The organism is Neobacillus sp. DY30, assembly GCF_030123065.1.
GTDB lineage: Bacteria > Bacillota > Bacilli > Bacillales > Cytobacillaceae > Neobacillus.
This window is the reverse complement of the sequence record NZ_CP126093.1, coordinates 4395085-4416048: the sequence shown is the minus strand read 5'-3', so window position 1 is coordinate 4416048 and position 20964 is coordinate 4395085. Positions and strand designations below refer to the sequence as shown.

The window sequence follows — 20964 nt, the reverse complement described above, 5'->3', positions numbered from 1 at the left end:
GGAAGAACGAAATTATATGAATAATATCATAGAAAAACAGAATTATCTTGAAAAATATCGCCCGCAATATCATTTCTCACCTGAGAGTAATTGGATGAATGATCCAAATGGGATGGTGTTCTATAAGGGAGAATATCATCTGTTTTATCAATATCATCCAAATGGAACTACATGGGGACCCATGCATTGGGGACATGCGGTAAGTAAAGATCTTGTTCATTGGGAACACCTTCCAATCGGTTTGGCACCGGATGAGCATGGAATGATATTTTCTGGAAGTGCTGTCGTCGATTGGAATGACACTAGCGGCTTCTTTGACGGGAAATCAGGATTAGTAGCCATCTTCACACATGCGGATACATATCCAGATTCTAATCGTCCAAGACAACGTCAGAGTATTGCCTATAGCAAAGATAATGGACGTACATGGACGAAATATGTGGGAAACCCTGTTCTTCAAGAGGAAAGTATAATAGACTTTCGTGATCCAAAAGTGTTCTGGCACCGTGACACCAATCGTTGGGTAATGGTATTAGCAGCTGGCCAAACCATTAGAATGTATACTTCAAAAAATTTAACTTCATGGGAGTTTGCCAGTGAGTTTGGTGAAGGACATGGATCACATGATGGTGTATGGGAGTGTCCCGACCTATTTCAACTACCGGTTGATGGTGATGATAATCAGCAAAAGTGGGTGTTATTAGTCAGTATAGGTGATGATCCTAGCTTACAGGAAGGCTCTAGAACACAATATTTTATTGGTCAATTTGATGGTCAATCCTTTGTCAATGAACAATCACCTGAAACCGTATTATGGATAGACCACGGGCGTGATAATTATGCGGGGGTTAGTTGGTCTGATGTTCCAGCCGAAGACGGGAGAAGGATTTATCTTGGCTGGATGAGTAACTGGCGCTATGCAAATGTCACCCCCACAAAAGAATGGCGAAGTGCAATGACGATTCCAAGAGTGATTTCACTAAAGACAACCGAAGAAGGTGTTCGTCTTGTACAAAACCCGATTCGAGAATTAGAAGGTCTTCGTGTTGAAACTATTTCATTCCAAAACGAAATAGTCGTACCCGGAGTAAATCTTTTATCCAATATAAATAGTGATACATTCGAAATCATTGCAGAGTTTGGAATGAGCTCTGCAACAGAATTTGGATTTAAAGTTTGTAAGAATAGCAGGGAAGAGACGATTATTGGGTATGATGTTAAAAACAATAGTTTCTTTGTAGATCGAACAAAATCAGGTGAGGCATCTTTCCACGATTCCTTTGCAGGAAAGCATGCCAGCATTCTACTATCACAAAAAATGATAAAATTTCATATCTTTGTTGATCGTTCTTCGATAGAGTTATTTGGAAACGACGGAGAGTCCGTAATCACCGACCTCATCTTTCCAAACGAAGAAGATAAACAAATGGAACTCTTTGTGAAAAATGGGGAAGTTAAGCTGCATTCGTTAGAGTTATATATTTTAAAATCAATTTGGCGATAAATTAGAGAAAAGGTAATTGGGGGATACAAGAATGAAAATTTTTAATAGCAGATTATTTCAGACATTGAATACGGTTGTAGACTTATTTCTATTAAATTTCTTATGGTTCATTACTTCGCTTCCCTTAATTACCTTTTTCCCAGCTACTGCAGCCTTGTTTGGTGTTGTTCGAAAACGGATTTTACAAAACGAGACGGACGGTATGTTTAAACATTTCTTTGCACTGTTGAAGGAAAATTTCAAACAAAGTTCAATTCTTTCGGTCCTTTGGACTTTGATCGGCATTTTCTTGTTATTTGATTATCGTCTCATTCAGCCAGAATCCTCAATAATTCAACTTATTCTTTATATCATCTTAGTTTTGGGTATTTTGTTGTTCTTTTCGATTTCCATTTATCTTTTTCCGATTATGGTCCATTTTGAACTAAACTGGAAACTCATTATTCGGAATGCCTTTTTCTTCTCCCTTATGAATCCAGTCTTAACCATTCTTTTATTGGTCATTGTGGGAGTGTGTTTCACTCTAATCTATCTTTATCCCGTTACGATTTTATTCATCGGTAGTTTCACAGCCTACGCGGTTTATTACCTCTGCCAAATATGGTTTAATCAGATCCTTAACATGAAAAAATTTAACCGCGATTTGTGATACTCAGCACATCAGAAAAGAGCAAAACGTATTGAAAATTTTCCAAAAAAAGGTGATGGCATGTATCAAATCATAAAGGGGAACAAACTTCTCCATGTGTTCATTATTGTTATATTGACGATTCAATCTTTTATACCGTATTTCACTAGTGTTAAAGCTGCTGCACTTCCAGTGAAAAATAACGAAAACTATCGCCCAGGCTATCATTTCTCACCCATTAAGAACTGGATGAATGACCCAAATGGAATGGTCTATTATAACGGAGAATATCATTTGTTTTATCAGCATAATCCCACTGATAAAGTTTGGGGACCGATGTATTGGGGGCATGCCATTAGTAAAGATTTAGTAAACTGGGAGCATTACCCCATTGCCCTTTATCCGGATGAAAATGGTTTTGCTTGGTCAGGCAGCGCTGTAGTGGATTATCAAAATACCTCTGGTTTGGGCACAAAAGAAAATCCACCAATGGTTGCACTTTATACTAGTGAACTTGGCGGTGATAACCAACATGTAAGCGCTACCTATAGTGTGGACAATGGCAGAACTTGGACAACACTTTCTCAAAATCCAGTTCTAACCATGCCTAATGATCTTAAGGCTAGCAGCGGGGGTTCAGGTGTTTTCCGTGATCCCAAGGTGTTTTGGCATGAGCAAAGCAAGCAATGGATCTTTGTCATAACAAGCGGGAAACGGATTGATTTTTATTCATCTAGTAATCTATTAGATTGGAAAAAGGTAAGTGAATTTTCCGATCCAAAAGCAGCGGAACAAGGTCTTTGGGAATGTCCCGATTTATTCGAGCTGCCCGTATATGACGCTAACGGAAACCAAACCGGCTCAAAATGGGTTTTAACGGTAAGTATCAATCCTACACCAACTGGTGGAACCGGCATGCACTACTATGTTGGAGATTTCAATGGAACTACATTTACTCCTGATGAAAGCACAGACGAATTAAAGTGGGCAGACTTCGGGGCTGATTTTTACGCGGCTGTAACATGGAGCAATACCGTTAACCAACCAGAAGATGGCCGCCGAATATGGCTTGGGTGGATGAATAATCCTGCTCAATATGCTGGACAAATTCCAACTTCAACCTGGCGTGGTTCTGCCACCATTCCCCGCGCGTTATCGTTAGTTCAGAAAGAGGAAGGGATTCTTTTAAAACAACAGCCAATCGAAGAATTAACGAGTTTACGAGATACAGCGAATGAAGTAAAGATTGAGAATAAAAAATACACTTCTGAAAATCTATTAAATGATATTCAAGCTGAAATGTTTGAGATTGAGGCGGAATTTAATCTTAATGAAACAACAGCAAAAGAATTAGGATTTCATGTCCGTAAAAGCGACAATGAAGCTACGACGATTTCCTATAATATCGCAGAAGGCAAATTGGCTGTAGACCGAAGACAGTCAGGTAAGACAGATTTTCATCCAGGATTCCCTTCTATCCAGCAGACGAACTTGTCCGTAAAAGATGGGATCTTGAATATGAAACTTCTCGTTGACCGCTCATCTGTCGAGGTATTTGCTGAAGAGGGTACAACCGTATTTACCAATCAAATCTTCCCAAGCGAATTCAGTAAAAATATAGAGTTATATGCAAAAGACGGAGAAGTAACGATAAATTCGCTATCCTATTATCCGTTGAAAGAAGCAAATTTTACTAGGTATGTAGATGAGGTAGATGTGGATAACCTTCCGAATACAATCGAAAATCCTGATTTCGAAACGGGTGATTTATCCGGATGGACCGTTACAGGCTCCGCGTTTAGAGAACCAGTCTCTAATATAAGTGAATTTTGGGGTGGTCCGTTTGAGCACCAAGGTACCTATCATGCGTGGGGGTTCCGAGGGGCGACTAGCGACGACAAGTCTGATTTACGAACAGGAATGATGAAGTCATCTCCTTTTGTCCTTGGGGGGAACGGAGTCATTGACTTCTTAGTCGGAGGAGGACAAGATCTAAATACATTGTATGTTTCCCTTGTTCATGCAGCCACCGGCGAGGAACTAATGAAGGCAACGGGGGCAAATACCGAAAAATATCGCAGAATAACTTGGGATGCCTCAGAGTTTATTGGTGAAGCTCTTTATATCAAAGTTGTCGACTATCACTCCGGAGGATTTGGCCATATTAATGTCGATGATTTTCATGTCTACAATGTAGATGAGAGAGTTCCCAACGACCTAATAAACCCAGGATTTGAAACTGGAGATCTAACAGGATGGTCAGCGGAAGGAAATGCATTTGATGGAACTGTCACTGATCAATCAACCTATTGGGACACTCAAATTCCGTTTGGACATAAAGGAAATTATCATTTATGGGGCTTTCATGGTGCCGTCCCTGAAGAAACAGATAGAAGAACGGGAAGTTTAACATCCAACACCTTTACTCTATCGGGTAATGGAGAAATCTCGTTCCTTTTAGGAGGAGGTGATGAAATGGATGGCGGAACAAAATACGACTTATATGTTGCGCTCGTCCGTGCCTCGGATGGTAAGGAGTTATTTAAGGCGACAGGACCGGAATCTGAGGCTTACAATCGTGTTACTTGGAATGCTGCAGACTATTTAGGGGAACAGGTCTTTATTAAAGTAGTTGACCAACATCCTGGAGGATTTGGCCATTTAAACCTCGATGATTTTCAAGTAAAAAGCCGTGGAATTCTAAGTCATTTGAAATTTGACGAAAATGAAGGGAATACCGCTCTTGATACAGTTAAAAATGAAAATTTAAAGGTCGAATATGTCTTTAATGATGCAAAGTTTAAGCCATCTACCGATCCTCTTTGGAGGAAAGGGGTTGTCAATAATGCGCTTTTATTTGATGGGTATTCTACCTATATGAAGCAGTCTGTAAAAAAATCGGCCCAGCCTAGTGAGGCCATTACAATTGAAGCTTGGGTGGCACCGCGTTCCTATGAATGGGGAGATTTAGGTCAGCTTTCTGCGATTGTTAATCAGCATAACAAAGCACGCGGGGAAGGCTTTATTTTAGGAATGGGCCGACATGGTAAATGGTCCTTTCAAGCAGGTCTCAACGGAGAATGGAAAGAAGTGTGGGCAAAAGAAGATAAAATCCTTGAAAAAGATCAATGGTCTTATATTGCTGCCACTTTTGATCAAGACACGAAAAAGATGAAATTGTTTTTAAATGGTGAACTAGCTGGAGAAGTGGATACTCCGCGAAATGCAACGATTACCGCTTCTGATAACGATCTTTTAATCGGAAAACACAATACAGCTGCTGTAATAAGTGCGTTCACGGCTAATATGTTTAACGGCATGATCGATGAATTAAAAATCTATAATAAAGCATTATCTGATGAAGAAATTAAAACGAATTATTCTCAAGTAATTGACAGCTTTGAAAATAGTCAATTGCCTAGTCCAGATTTATCGTTCGATCGAAGTGTGTATGATGGAGATCGTTATCGACCACAATATCATTTTATTTCACCAGGTCATTGGATGAATGAGCCACATGCTCCATTTTATTTCAATGGAAAATATCATATTTTTTATCAGCATAATCCACAGGGGCCATATTGGCACCAGATCCATTGGGGTCACGCCGTAAGTGATGACATGGTTCATTGGGAAGATGCACCTGTTGCTTTAGCACCTTCAGGTGTTTCACCAGATGGTGTATGGTCAGGTTCGGCAACTTTTGATAAAAATGGTGATCCGGCATTATTTTTTACCGCAGGAGATGATAGCAAGACTCCGAATCAAATGACAGGCTTAGCTAAGCCTGTTGATGTAACAGATCCAATGCTGAAAAAGTGGGAAATGCTAGATAAACCTGTCACAGTCCAACAGCCTGATTTACCAGCTGAGGAAGGGAAAGTCATGTATGGTCAATTCCGTGATCCGTTTGTTTGGCAGGACGGAGATACTTGGTATCAAATAGTGGGTTCTGGTATTGAGAATGTTGGTGGGACAGCGTTACTTTACAAATCAAAGAACTTGGAAAATTGGGAGTATGTCGGTCCTTTCTTTACTGGAGATTCCAAGGCGAATCCGAAAACAGGTGATGTATGGGAATTGCCGGTGTTCCTTCCGATTGGCAAAGATGGTAATGGCGAACAGAAGTATGCCTTCTTTATCAATCCTTGGTTCAAAAGCTATAGTGAACATAACGTAAAATATGTATTCCATTGGGTTGGTTCATGGGACAAAGTAAACAATAAATTTATCCCGGATCATGAGGAGCCTAAGTTATTTGATTATGGTGAACACTTTACAGGACCTAGTGGGATGATTGATGAACAAGGACGTTCTATTCTTTTTAGCATTGCTCAAGACAGAAGAACGGATGCGCAGCATTATGATGCCGGATGGGCACATAACGCTGGTTTACCTTTAGAATTGTCTTTGCTGGATAATGGTGAGCTCGGAGTTGAACCGATTAAGGAATTAGAGACGCTTCGTGGTGAAAAAATTATTAATATTAAAAACTCAACGATATCAAAAGCGAATAAGCGTTTAGCGAAAATCAAAGGTGATATGCTAGAAATTACACTTGAGATTAAAGCGAATTCGGATGAAAAGTATGGTATTAAAGTACGTCAATCGTCCGATTCATCAGAAGAAGTAAACTTATATTTTGATGAATCATCCGAACAATTTGGTGTAGATGCTTCTAAAATGAGTTTAGATCCTGACATCGCTAAAACAAGCAGTGCCGGAACCCTTTCTTTAGATGGGGAAAATTTAAAGCTTCATATCTTCCTAGACAGATCCATGATTGAAGCCTATGCTAATGGCGAAAAAAGCATCACCACAAGAGCATATCCAACGAGAGCGGATGCTTTAGGAATTGAACTGTGGAGTCAAAATGGAACAGCTAAAATTGTATCGATGAAAGTAAATGAGATGAGCTCAGCTTATAGTGACGACGTTGTCCCAGCGTATTATGGGGATGAATCCGAACAGGAAGAAATTCCACATGGTGAATTAACAAATCATGATTTTCAAACAGGTGATTTGTCAGGCTGGACCATTGTGGAAGGAAATACATTCACAGATAATCATGTTACAAATAAAATCGATTGGGGCTGGGGTGGTCCATTCGGGCAGGCAACAACTTCGATAGACCCAAATAGGTACCATCTATGGGGCTTTAACCCTGATCAGGGTGGAGATTCAGCTACAGGTATATTAAAATCTGAAAACTTTACGCTTGGGGGGGATGGTCAAATTGATTTCTTAACCTCCGGAGGGGCAGATGAGCAGCTTCTCTATGTTGCTCTTGTCGATGCAGAAACAAATGAAATTCTAATGAAAGCCACTGGTCATAATGGTGAAGCCTATCGGCGTGTCTTTTGGGATGCATCAGAATATAAAGGTAAAAACCTCTATATTCAAGTAGTCGATAAGCATATTGGTGGCTGGGGCCACATTAATTTAGATGATGTAAATGTTCCAGTTCAAATTGAAGAAAAGCCTTAAGTAGAAATCTTTAAAACGTAAGCAGTATTAACCTATTATTTTTTAAAGCCTTCAAATAATAACTAATAATATTTGGAGGCTTTTTATTTCAAGCAGCCGACAAATTCTAATAAAAACCTTTTTATTGCATTTGCTTTCACTTGGTAAAATCATTTATTAATTTTGATAAGGGGCGTATATTTGTGAATAAAGATTTAATTAAACGCATTGAAAAGCTTAGAAAAAAAATGATTTCAGTCGGAATGACTAAAGGATTTACTGCTGAAGAAACCATTAATCTTAGTCAAGAGCTTGATAATTTATTAAATTTAACATGAATATTACTAAGAAAAACGTCTGCGTAATTTAAACGTAGAGAAACCCAATATTTTATAATCAAATTTAAATAAATTTAAGCTAAACAATATATCGCGCATGCCTTAATAGTGATTTTACCCAGTATAAGAAAAGTGATTGTGAAAACTTTCACTTAAAGTAACTGGGGCGATGCTTCAAAAACGAAGGATAGCTTTTCTTAATCAAGTAACGGGTGAGTTTAGCTAGAGTAGAGACAACCTCAGTATTTCGTTTTTGAAACAAAATAAGCATATTTATAATAAATAAAAAGGCCGTTCCTTATTTCCAATAAAAATCGGTGCAGGTGTGATTGGCAGCTCCTGGTTAGCGAAAAAAAGGCTACTAAACAATCATAAAAATAGGACGCTGCGTGTGATAGCGTTTTACTTTATATTCCGAAGGGGGAGGCAAGAGACAGGATTCTATTGCTTTTTTTGATTTTGCTCCTGCAATCTCTTTACAAACTTTAACACACCCACTGAGTCTGGATCGCGGTCAATTGGATCACAAACGAAAACTAATAGATCTATAGTTTTATTGTCTGAATGCCTGATTTCCCTTTGAGAAGAATATGTCTTTTTTTCCGGTTTTAGAAGATGATATGGGAGCCTGGGGCTCTTGAAAAAGTTCTAAATATATATAACCTTTTCTAAAAAAGTTAGAATTTTATAAAAATAGATTTGAACTTACAATAAAAGTGTAAAGAAGATTTACAAAAACGTAAGAGGGGGAAATAAGAAATATAAGTTTAAGCATATTTACTTCAATATGTAACCGTTAACAAATAATTAAAAAGAATAAAAACAATGGAGGAGAATGATCAATGAATGTATAGCAGCCTTATCTCGTCTTCCAAGAAGATGGCCTGAACATGGTTTGTGGGATAGATCATTTATTTAATAATTAAGGGGGCTTGTTGCTGTGAAGAAAAAAGGGATCCTATCAATTGTTTCATTATTATTAGTATCATCTCTCTTTTTATCGGGTTGTTCGGGAGAAAAAACAGGAAGTTCCGAAGCAAAAGGTGATAACAAAACGATTACGGTTCTTGTTGAAGGAGGAAGCCCGGCCTTTAAGGCAGCAAAAGAAACCGCTGCGGAATTTAAAGCGGAAACAGGCTATACAGTTAAAATTGAATCCGTTCCCTATACCGGAGTCTATGACAAACTTAAGGCTGAGGTAGCTTCACAGGCGGGAGCATTCGATGTTGCAACCATCGATATACTTTGGTTTCCTGCTTTAGCTGGCGGACTTTTACCGTTAGAAGATCTCATGACAGATGACCTTAAAAATGATTTATTCCCAGGATTAGTAGAAGGCGGGAGTTATCAGAGTAAGGTTTATGGAATGCCGGTATGGACGAACGCCAAAAATTTAATCTACCGTAAAGATCTTTTCGAAGATGAAAAGAACAAAGCTGATTTCCAAGCGAAGTATGGATATGAGCTACATCCGCCAACAACATGGGATGAATATAGTGATGTTGCCAAGTTTTTTACTAAAGATACCAATAATGATGGAAAAGTGGATATGTACGGAACAACGGTCTTTGGTGCGAACAATGGAGATGCAGTAGCCAGCTGGCTTGATCATGCAGCCCAAGCAGGTGCGAAACCATTGGTAGTTGGTGATAAAGGTAAAGTTCTTGTCAATACGAAACCGTATGTTGATTCTTTACAATTCTTAGTTGATCTTTTGAAAAAGGATCAATCGGTTCCATCAGGTGCACTTGAAATGGCATCTGCTGAAACTTCTGAGCTATTTTGGAATGGGAAATCTGCGATGATGCTTGCATGGGGTCACTTTTATGTCCCTTCAAATGACTCTAAACAATCAAAGGTAGCAGGAAAAGTTGGAAGTGCTCCAATGATTGGCGGCAAAGCAGGAATAGGTGCTGTCCCAGGCCCATGGTATCAGGTTATTCCTAGTTCTTCCAAAAAACAGGAGATTGCCAAGGAGTACCTCAACTTTATATATGAAAAGAATGAACTATTTATGAAATCATTGGGCGTAGCAGCGAGAAAATCTGTATTTGAAAGTTATAGTACGCAGCAGGGCTATGAACATTTGAAACCGCTTATGACGACATTAAGCGGACCACAAACACAAAATCGACCTGCTATTAAGGAGTGGCAAGAAATTGAAAGTGAAGCACTCATTCCAGCCGTGCAATATGCACTTTCAGGTGAAAAAACACCTCAAGAGGCACTTGATTGGGCAGCAGATGTAATCAAAGATTTATTACCGCCACAGTAAAATAATATTTTTAAATAGAACCTTTTCATTGGACTATTTTTTCCAATGAAAAGGTTCTAAAAAATAACATTTTGATAGAAAGGAGCGGTGTTCTTGAGACTCAAAAATGGGGCGTTATCGACGATCTTTTTCTTTCCTGCTGGGATCTTTATGCTGGTATTTCTGGTCTATCCAATTTTTCTTTTAATTAGAGACAGTTTTTATAAGATTGATATCATTAATCCTTCATTACGAGAATTTGTCGGTTTTGCAAACTATACAAACTCGTTGACTTCCGAACGTTTTTTAAAAGCCCTTTGGAACACAGTGGTATATATAGGAGTAGCGGTGGGTTTCGAGTTTATCTTAGGGCTTATCCTTGCTTTGCTTCTCAGCAATGCTTTTAAAGGAAGCCAATTTATTCGGACTCTATTGTTAAGCCCGCTTATGCTGGCACCTTTAGTTACAGGGATAATTTGGAAATTCATGCTTAATGATCAATTCGGCATTATCAACTGGGGGCTTTTTAAACTTGGAATACTATCTGATCCGCATCAAATACTCTGGTTATCAGACTCACGTTTTGCACTCTATTCTACGATTATTGCAGACATCTGGTTAACAACTCCTTTCATTATGCTCGTTCTATTAGCAGGTATTAAAGGAATTCCTATTAGTTTATATGAATCTGCTGATATGGATGGGGCCAATAAATGGCATAAGTTCCGTTACATTACTTTTCCTTCTCTTATCCCAGTTGCCACCGTAGCCCTATTAATTCGTATGATTGATGCTGCAAGAACATTTGATATTGTGTGGGTGCTAACGCAAGGAGGACCAGGTTTTTCTTCCGAGCTGCTAAGTACCTATATGTATAAGACATTGACCCGTTATGGAGAAGTTGGGCAGTCAAGTGCCATGGCCGTCATCTTTATCATCATTTTATTAGTCCTAAGTTCCTTCTTCATAACAAAAATGTGGTCACCTAGGAGAACAGAGTAATGATAGGAGAGGTGAAATAGATCATGGCCCACATGCCAATAAAAGAAACAATCGTTGAAAAACCAGTTCGGTTTGCTAATTTTCATTTTAAGCATAAAATATGGACACTAATGGTATTAGTGGTCACCTGTTTGCTGGCTTTATTATTCTTAGGTCCGTATCTCTATCTGCTATTAACATCGTTGAAACCATCCGCCGAGGCAGTTACTGCACCACCGACTTTATGGCCCTCGAGATTTTCGATAGAAAATTATATAAAAATGTTAGATTACTTGCCTATAGGAAAATATTTTTTTAATAGCTTAATTACGGCCGGCGCAAGCACCATTTTAAGCGTATTCTTTGGTGCGATGGCTGCATATGGAATTTCTAGGTTTTCTTCCATAACAGGAAGTTACTTTTTGTTATTTACGTTAGTGATCAGAATGGTACCAATGATTAGTATTGCGATTCCGATGTATATGATTATAAAAAGTATGGGCTTGATTGATACCCATTTTGCTCTAATCTTGGTGTATACCAGCTTAAATGTACCGTTTGCCATTTGGTTAATGATCGGTTTTTTTGACTCGGTTCCAAAGGAATTTGATGAAGCGGCAAGGGTGGATGGATGCAGCTGGATCGGGGCCTTTATCAGAATTATTCTTCCGGTGTCACTTCCTGGACTGGCAACGACTGCAATCTTTACTTTTATGTTAGCTTGGAACGATTTCTTGTTCTCGTTACTCATGACCAGTACGAATGCCAAAACGGCGACAGTAGGCATTTCAGAATTTTTAACTGCGTATAATCTTGATTTAGGTCCAATGACAGCTGCGGCCATCTCATTTAGTCTTCCTGTTATGATATTTTCCTTTTTCATACAGCGTTATATTGTAAGCGGCATGACGTTAGGAGCAGTGAAAGAATAACGACTTCATCTTGTTCTGTGAAAAAAAGCAAATGGCGGATGAACAAACACACACACTAAATTGATAGGAGAATATATTAATGGCTAGTAAAAATTATTACGACGTAACAGAGTGGCCTGTCGGTAATCCGTATGAGGATATTGGTGAGGTAATCAATAGTATGATAGCAGATATTAAAAGTAGGCAAACCGACACTGATGTAAATAAAGGCGGAAAGCCGGGTGCGGTTATCTATATTCCTCCGGGAGATTATCATCTTAGCAGTCAAGTAGTTATAGACATCAGTTATCTTAAAATTATGGGTTCTGGACACGGGTTTACATCTTCGAGTATTCGTTTTAATACTTCTGAGAAAGAATGGGCGGATTTGCATGAATTGTGGCCGGGAGGAAGTCGCATACTCGTAGATATTCCCCTAGAAGTAAATGACGAGGAATATAAAGGAGCCGCATTTTATGTTGAACGAAGTGGAAGTCCCCGAATAAGTTCGGTAGAGTTTTCTAACTTTTGTATTGATGGTTTGCATTTTATTGAAGATGGTTCAGGAGAAACAAATCCGGAAAACACATACACTAACGGGAAAACGGGTATTTATGTAGCAAGTGCTTGTGACTCATTTCGGATTACAGGCATGGGGTTTGTGTATTTAGAGCATGGAATTACTATTTATCATGCAGATGCACTGACTATACATGATAATTTCATAGCTGAATGTGGGAACTGTATAGAACTGCGAGGCTGGGGACAGGCTTCAAAAATAACCGATAACTTAATAGGAGCCGGTTTTAAAGGATATTCAATTTACGCTCAAAATTTTGGTGGACTTTTGATTACAGCGAATAATGTTTTTCCACGGGGTGCGAGCAGTATCTATTTTGATGGTGTGACACGTTCTAGTATCACAAATAATAGACTTCATTCATTTTATCCAGGTATGGTGGTATTCAGGGAAAATTGTTCGGAAAACTTGGTTTCTTCAAATCACTTTTTACGTGACCATGAACCTTGGACTCCTTTTCTGGGAATAGACAATGGTTTAGATGATTTGTATGGTCTCCTCTATATCAGTGGCAATAATAATTCTGTAATGGCTAATCACTTTTCTGAAGTAATTAATACTCAGCACATCAAGCCGGAAGGTGCAACACCTGTAATCATACGTATTGTTTCGGGTAATGGAAATTATATTTCTAATAATCATGTTGTTGCCACGGAGGTTCATGCCAAGACCAGTGATTCTTGTTTCTCTGCTCAAGTAGAAGCTTTGTTAACTACCAAAGCATCAGTGCCGCTTACCGTAACAACAGTATTGGTAGAAAAAGAATCGCAACAAAATACGATTCTTGATTCGGGAAGTGATGCACAGGTTGTTATAGACAAAACTGTAAATGCATTCAGGGCCACTCCAACGCCAGGACAGTAATAGGGTATAATGTTGAAAAAGAGGAAATTTACCAAAAATTAATAAACTGGAGAAACATAATGGCTAATCTAATGAGACTCATCGAATCTCCCATTAAGCGGAAGATTATCTTATTAGCACTGTTTTCAGCACTAATCCCTTTACTTGTTATTGGTCCTTTAACGTTCATTTATTTTAATAAAGTAATAGAAAATAAAGTGTCTACCACGATTGATAACTTTTTAACGATTGTCGATTGGAATATTGATGCTTTTGCAAGCAATGTAGAGAATTTATCGAATGACATCTTTCTTTCAAATGAAATACAATCTTATTTAACCTATAAAAAAACAGATGCAAAGTTATACAGATTAGAAACGTCATCTCTAGAAAACTTGAATAATATTACAGTGGTAAATAACCCCTATATCAATGCGATCTACGTTGGGAATGAAAATCACGGTTTTTTGAAAGTAAACCGCGGGGAACGGAACATGAAATATGACATCTATCAAGCGGTAAAAAAGTCCAATATCTATCCGCGTTTACTCCATAGTCAGTGGCAGGGTGAATGGCTAAATGGCAGTAATTTAGAAATTGTGAAAGATAGTAATCAATCTTTACTTTATGGAAGAAATATTCGAGATCTTGGAACGAAGGATCAAAATGGGATTGTCCTGATCGATCTGGATCGATCTTATTTTGAAAATATGTTTAAAAATAGTAATCCTCCAGGCGATATTTTAATATTGGATGATGATAAAATTTTGTTTTCAAGCAGCAATCGTTTCTCTTCCTCTCAGGTATCCGACATCATTCAAGGTCGTGAGAAAAGTGGAACAAGTAAAAAAGTAATCAATGGAACACGATATTTCTTTAATGTTCATACAAACAAGAAAACAAATTGGGATGTCGTCAGTATGATCCCCTATGAAAATATTGTTCGCGAGGTTAACCAGCTTCGATTGGTAACCATTTCACTATTAGTCATTGCGTTAATCATCTCCTTAATTTTTGCTTTATTTATAACGAGGAGAATAACAAACCAGTTAAGTTTGCTGCGCATGGTGACAGAAAAAATGGAAAAACGAGAGAAAATAGTGGGTATTGATTTTAAAAATGAGGATGAACTTGGAGAGATTGGGAAACAGATTGTTCACCTCTATAATTGGAATAATGATTTAACAAAAAGGTTATATAAATCACAAATCAAGGAAAAGGAATCAGAACTATTAGCCTTGCAAAGCCACATTAATCCGCATTTTTTATATAATACGCTGAACACTATTTTTTGGATGGCAGAGAAAGTAAAGGAGAAACAAATAGCAAAAATTGCGATTAACTTGTCAAAAATCTTTAAACTTACCTTAAATGATGGAAATCATATTACCTCTGTAAAGAATGAAATAGAACAAGTTAAAAGTTATCTGGATATCCAAAATATTCGTTTTGACCATAAAATCCACTACTCATTCACGATTGAACCTGAAATCATGGAAGAAAGTATCATTAAATTGCTGTTACAGCCCATTGTAGAAAACGCTGTTTACCATGGGTTGGAACATCAGGAAAGCGGTACGATTATGATTGAAGGCACAAAGGTCGAGAAAGGTTTACTTTTCATTATTCGTGATACAGGAAAGGGATTTGACATGAATGTAGTAGATATTAACAAAAATGGTTATGCTTTAAAAAATATTAATGAACGATTGAAGATTTATTATGGAAAAGAATATGGTTTACAGATTGAAAGTGAAATAGGAAAGGGAACTACTGTTTATCTTAAGGTTGGCCTAAAGAATGACGAAATCACTCATGACAATTTTTAAGGAGTTTTCTATTATGTATAAACTTTTAATTGTTGATGATGAAAAAATTGTAATTGAAGGCTTAAAATCAGCAGTCAACTGGCAGGAGCATCAGATTGAAATTGTAGGATCTGCTACAGATGGAGAAGAAGCACTTAAAGAAATTATGAATAAGAAGCCTGACATTGTGTTAGTAGATATAAGAATGCCTAAATTAAATGGTTTGGATTTAATTAAGGAAACAAAGGCTCTTAATCTAGATACTGTTTTTATCATTATAAGCGGCTATTCACAATTTGATTACGCCAAAAGGGCGATTCAACTCGAGGCAATCGACTATCTAGTCAAACCTATTGAAGTAGAAGAAATTGTTCATTCCATTAAAAATGCCATGTTAAAACTAGAAAAAATAAAAAATGAAAAACAGGCAACCGAGCGGATTAATGAATATCAAATCGCTTTAGAAGAAAAGCGTGTTCTTGATTACATGTTAGGCCAAAGATTGGTTGCGCCGGAAAAGGAGCAAAAGCTGCACCGTTTTTCTTTTTTTAACATCGGATTGAAGGGATTTGCTTGGGAAAATTCAAATGCAACTGTAAAAATTCAAGCTTCCTTAGACCGTGTAAAAAGTCTATTAAAAGACAGAAAGATAGATAGTTTTATCTATACGATTGATAGTGAAATCGTCATCATGTTTTCACACGCTGGTTTAGAGTTTGGGGATGACTTGGTTCAGGATCTTCTGTCGTTGATCGATCATGATATGAAAATAAGACCGATGGTTGGAATCAGTAATATATATGAAACGATACCGGAGATAAAGAAAGCCTATAATGAAGCAAAAGAAGCGTTGAAAAATGGTATTTTTTCAAACCAGTTAATAACCTATTATAAAGAATTAGAAGTGTTCAATCATTCCTTTGATAATCGCATTATTGAAAAAATTGATTCATTTTTTAATGAAAAAGGCCCGGACCTTCTTAGCGGCATGAATCTTTTCATGGACAAAGTTTTTCTCGATTGCCAAAAGAGCAGCCTGCCCCCGGAAAAATCAAAATTCGTCTGTTTTAAAATCGTTAATCATTTCTTGGAATATATCGAAAGTGAATATGAAGTAAAGAAAAGCGGCGGCGGACGATATATAGTTTACCAAGAATTAAATCAACTTCAGTCTTTGGAAGAAATCAGAGTTTGGCTTGAACAATTTATTGAGCAATCAACTGCTTTTTTAAATGAAAACCACGTGTCATATAATGAAAAATTAATCATTGATATAAAAAGTTTCATTCATGCTAATTATAAAGAACCAATCGTTTTAGATGATTTAGGCAGGCTATTCCATAAGAACCCTGCCTACCTTTGCAGCTTGTTTTCTAAGGCGGTCGGTAATACCATCTTTGAATATATTACAAAGGTCAGATTAAATAATGCAAAAAAACTGTTAAGAACCACAAATTTAAAGATATTCGAGATTTGCAAACAGGTAGGCTACGAAAATCAAAAATACTTTAATCAAGTATTCAAGAAAAATATCGGAACAACCCCAGGTCTCTATCGTTCACAGCACATACTTAAGTAAGTGTTGGACGAGTGTTATTGGTTGGGGAGCCCACCTGTGAATTTTGTTAGTGAACAAGGATATGTGAGAGGGGAGCCAACTGGTTCTCCTTTTTGCTATACTAAAGATACCATTGATTATAGGAGAAGTGTCACGGTGAAGGAAATGTATCCGAAAAAGGGAAGAGTTATTCTACATGTAGATATGAACAGTTTTTACGCCTCCGTGGAGATGGCTTATGAACCAGAATTGAAGGGGAAGCCCGTAGCAATTGCCGGAAACGTGGAGGAACGCAGGGGGATTATTATTACCTGCAGTTATGAAGCTAGAAAGTTTGGAGTCAAGACTACGATGCCGCTGTGGGAAGCGAAAAAGCTTTGTCCTCAGTTAATCATTAGGAAACCAAATTTTGAACGTTACCGGACCGCGTCTATCGCCATGTTTGAGATTCTTAGGAATTATACAGAACTTGTGGAACCAGTATCAATTGATGAAGGGTATTTGGATATTACCGATTCCTTTGAACTTGGCAGTCCAATCGAAATCGCACAAAGTATTCAAAAAAGGGTCCTTGAACAGCTTGATTTGCCTTGCAGTATTGGTATTGCTCCGAATAAGTTTTTGGCAAAAACCGCTTCTGATATGAAAAAACCAATGGGAATTACGATACTTCGGAAGCGTGACATCCCATCCGTTTTGTGGCCGTTAAACACGAGTGAAATGCATGGTGTTGGTAAAAAAACAGCTGAAAAGTTAACGACAATTGGCATTCATACCATTGGTGATTTAGCAGCTGGCAATGAGATACAGCTTAAATCACTGCTCGGTATTAATGGACTTCGCATAAAGGAACGTGCAAATGGATTTGATAATCGACCAGTCGACCCTGATTCAGTGTCTGATTTTAAAAGTATTGGAAATTCCACCACGCTGCCAAAGGATACGAGCAATCAACAAGAATTGTACCGAGTATTAGAAGCATTGGCCGAAACGGTATCAGTTAGATTAAAGCGAAAAAATGTCATGGCAACGACCTTGGGCATTACCGTCCGTTTTAAAGATCGAAAAACCATTACTCGCAGTAAGAAACTTTCCAACCCCATTCAGCACAAAGAAGATATTGCTTCACTTTCAAAACAAATTTTTCTTAAAGCTTGGAATGGAGACCCTGTCCGTTTATTAGGCATCACAGGCTATGATTTAGTAGAACAGGATTCAGCCTATAAACAGCTTGATTTATTCTCATTTGAAAAAGATGCAAAAAAGGAACCGCTATTGCAAACACTGTCTACTTTACGTGATAAATATGGGAAAAACATCATTGAAAATGCCAGCACCTGTAAAGTAAACAATGCTCATAATGTTGGTACCGGAACGAGCTTTAATAAAGACTTTCTCCGTTCATTTCCACAAAAAAAGAATGAAGACGATTAAAAGCTCCGCCGTTGTTTTCTTAACAAATGCGGAGCTTTCTTGTATTATTTACAAATATCTACATCTAAATCGGTTACAGGCCACCAGAAAAATCCGTCTTTTTCTAACAGCTCATCAGCCTCTTTCGGCCCCATTGACCCAGATTCATAATTTGGATAGTTTTCGGCTTTCGTTTTTTCCCATACTTCAGAAATATTATCAACAAAGGCCCAAGAATACGCGACTTCATCCCAGTGTGTAAAGTTGGTTGCATCACCGCGCATGCAATCATACAGAAGCTTTTCATACCCTTCAGGTGTATTCATAGCATGTATTCCAGTGTTAGCAAAACTTAATTTAACTTCTTGGGCGTCGAGATGTCCGCCAGCCTTTTTTGCATTGAGATGAAGGGTGATTCCTTCTTCAGGCTGAATATGGATGACAAGCAGATTCGGGTTTAATAGTTTTTCCGGCTGATAATAAAGGTTCATCGGAATGTCTTTAAATTGAACAACAATCTTTGTTGATTTTGTTGTCATCCTTTTTCCAGTTCGAATATAAAAAGGAACACCTGCCCAGCGGAAGTTATCAATCATAATTTTTCCGGCTACAAAAGTTTCTGTATTAGACTCTTTGTCTACCATTGGTTCTGCGCGATATTCAGGTACCTGTTGATCTTCGATTAAACCGGCACCATACTGTCCCCGGACAAAATATTTATTTATATTTTCCCCTTTGATCATTCTTAATGAACGAAATACTCGTACCTTTTCAGAACGAACCTCATCGGTTGTCAGCTTTATCGGCGGTTCCATTGCAAGCAGTGCTACCATTTGCATCATATGGTTTTGAACCATATCCCGGAGGGCTCCGCTTGTTTCATAATAACGGCCGCGTTCCTCTACTCCAAGTACTTCACTGGAGGTAATTTGGATATTGGAGATATAACGGTTATTCCATAATGGTTCAAAAATGGCATTTGCAAAACGAATAACTTCAATGTTTCTAACCATTTCTTTCCCTAAATAGTGATCGATACGATAAACCTCTTCTTCTGAAAAAGCTGTACGAATCTGCCTGTTTAACTCTTTTGCAGATTCTAAGTTATGTCCGAATGGTTTTTCGATTACAAGACGTTTGTAGCCTTTTACATCCGTTAATCCATCAGATTTTAAATGGAGGGCGATTGGGCCAAAAAATTCAGGTGCCATAGCAAGATAAAAAATACGGTTACCTTCTAAATCATATTGATCATCAATTTGCTGTGCTAAATTTTTTAGATTTTGGTATGAGCTGGAATCAGCTACATCGTGTGACTGATAGTAGAAATGAGAGATAAACTCATCGATTTTTTCCTTATTGCCAAGAGCAGTTATTACCGAGTCCTTGACAGAATTCTGAAACTCTTCCGTAGATAAGGGTCGCCTTGCTACGCCTATAACGGCAAATTTATCCAATTTCCCTTTTTGAAACAATCGGTAAAGGGACGGAAAAAGCTTCCGAACGGCTAAATCTCCAGTTGCACCAAATATCATAATTAATGAAGTCATATTCTTAGATTGTTCCACGATAAATACCTCTCTTTATATGTATTCAATTTATATTTCGCAAAAAGCAATTGAAGCATGTATTTAAATCTGTTTCTTTAAAAGAGAATATACGCACAAAGGGTAATTGTGCAAGCAATATGCTATATTATTTATATTATTATTGGGAAGGCGTGTTTATATTGGACATATTGTTTTTAGGCACTGGAGCTGGTATTCCAGCTAAGCTTCGGAACGTAACTTCTATTGCCTTAAAATTACTCGAAGAACGAGGAGCGATTTGGCTGTTTGACGCAGGTGAAGCGACCCAGCATCAAATTTTACATACTTCGATCAGACCGCGCAGGATTGAGAAAATATTTATTACCCACCTTCATGGAGATCACATCTATGGTATTCCCGGACTCTTAGCCAGCCGTTCTTTTCAAGGCGGAGAGACTGAAGTAATTGTTTATGGACCAAAGGGACTAAAAGAATATATCACTATAAGCCTCGCAGTCGGCCAAACCTATTTAAAATACCCGCTAAAAATCGTTGAAATAGACGAAGGGGTTATTTTTGAAGACAAGCAGTTTACTGTCGAAGCTCGACTTTTAGATCACGGCATTCCTTCATATGGGTATCGAATTATCGAGAAGGATAAGCCAGGGACTCTATTAGCGGATAAGCTTGTCAATGCAGGTGTACAGCCAGGACCGATCTTCCGAAAAATAAAAGATGGTGAAACTGTAACGCTCGATGATGGCACCATTATTGTACCCGCAGATTTCCTCGGGCCGGATATAAAGGGTCGGATTGTTACGATTCTTGGAGATACAAGATATTGTGACAACGCCATTCTTTTAGCCAAGGACGCAGATTTATTAATACATGAAGCAACCTTTTCAAAAGGAGAAGAGCAGCTTGCCTATGACTATTTCCACTCGACCACCCGCCAGGCTGCAGAAGTGGCAAAATTATCCGGAAGTAAACAGCTTTGTTTGACCCACATCAGCTCACGCTACGATCGACAAGAATGGGCTGAACTAGTTGCGGAAGCACAGGAAACTTTTGCCGATACAGATATTGCTGAAGACTTTAAAGAAATACACTTACCAGCTAAATAATTTATTTTTTGCGACTGATTGTCAAGA

At 38.0% G+C, this 20964-nt stretch carries 13 protein-coding genes; 12 read left to right on the top strand and 1 reads right to left on the bottom strand.

The genetic code is table 11. The features are described 5' to 3' along the window. The first annotated feature begins 16 nt into the window (after positions 1–16). The 11 genes from QNH29_RS21785 (at position 17) to QNH29_RS21735 (ending at position 18305) form a co-directional block, all read left to right on the top strand. Positions 17–1504, top strand: a complete 1488-nt coding sequence (locus QNH29_RS21785; RefSeq protein ID WP_283861401.1) for a glycoside hydrolase family 32 protein — start codon at positions 17–19, stop codon at positions 1502–1504. 31 nt (positions 1505–1535) lie between these two features. Next, positions 1536–2153: a YesL family protein gene (locus tag QNH29_RS21780; RefSeq protein WP_283861400.1), complete on the top strand. Its 618-nt coding sequence runs from the start codon at positions 1536–1538 to the stop codon at positions 2151–2153. A 60-nt stretch (positions 2154–2213) separates the two neighbouring features. Beyond that, a complete protein-coding gene (locus QNH29_RS21775) occupies positions 2214–7619 on the top strand; it encodes a GH32 C-terminal domain-containing protein (RefSeq protein WP_283861399.1) in 5406 nt (1801 codons plus the stop codon). A gap of 182 nt (positions 7620–7801) precedes the next feature. After that, positions 7802–7936 (top strand): aspartyl-phosphate phosphatase Spo0E family protein, encoded by a 135-nt coding sequence (locus QNH29_RS21770; protein ID WP_349654865.1) that lies wholly within the window; start codon positions 7802–7804, stop codon positions 7934–7936. 940 nt (positions 7937–8876) lie between these two features. Then, entirely contained in the window at positions 8877–10211 is a 1335-nt protein-coding gene (locus QNH29_RS21765) for an ABC transporter substrate-binding protein (RefSeq protein ID WP_283861398.1), read from the top strand. 93 nt (positions 10212–10304) lie between these two features. Next, positions 10305–11192 (top strand): carbohydrate ABC transporter permease, encoded by an 888-nt coding sequence (locus QNH29_RS21760; RefSeq protein ID WP_283861397.1) that lies wholly within the window; start codon positions 10305–10307, stop codon positions 11190–11192. A gap of 23 nt (positions 11193–11215) precedes the next feature. Beyond that, positions 11216–12103, top strand: a complete 888-nt coding sequence (locus QNH29_RS21755; RefSeq protein WP_257029170.1) for a carbohydrate ABC transporter permease — start codon at positions 11216–11218, stop codon at positions 12101–12103. Positions 12104–12182: 79 nt separating this feature from the next. Next, a complete protein-coding gene (locus QNH29_RS21750) occupies positions 12183–13526 on the top strand; it encodes a NosD domain-containing protein (protein WP_283861396.1) in 1344 nt (447 codons plus the stop codon). A gap of 59 nt (positions 13527–13585) precedes the next feature. Then, the gene (locus QNH29_RS21745; protein ID WP_283861395.1) at positions 13586–15334 is read left to right on the top strand and encodes a cache domain-containing sensor histidine kinase; all 1749 of its coding nucleotides are present in this window, start codon (positions 13586–13588) and stop codon (positions 15332–15334) included. 13 nt (positions 15335–15347) lie between these two features. After that, a complete protein-coding gene (locus QNH29_RS21740) occupies positions 15348–16892 on the top strand; it encodes a response regulator (protein WP_283861394.1) in 1545 nt (514 codons plus the stop codon). 135 nt (positions 16893–17027) lie between these two features. Further along, complete coding sequence (locus QNH29_RS21735) at positions 17028–18305, top strand: DNA polymerase IV (protein ID WP_283865709.1); 1278 nt, start codon at positions 17028–17030, stop codon at positions 18303–18305. A gap of 44 nt (positions 18306–18349) precedes the next feature. On the opposite strand, the gene zwf is transcribed toward QNH29_RS21735, so the two are convergent. Next, entirely contained in the window at positions 18350–19819 is a 1470-nt protein-coding gene (gene zwf / locus QNH29_RS21730; RefSeq protein WP_283865708.1) for a glucose-6-phosphate dehydrogenase, read from the bottom strand. A gap of 194 nt (positions 19820–20013) precedes the next feature. On the opposite strand from zwf, the gene rnz reads away from it, so the two are divergent. Continuing rightward, complete coding sequence (rnz, locus tag QNH29_RS21725; RefSeq protein ID WP_283861393.1) at positions 20014–20937, top strand: ribonuclease Z; 924 nt, start codon at positions 20014–20016, stop codon at positions 20935–20937. Positions 20938–20964 lie beyond the last annotated feature (27 nt).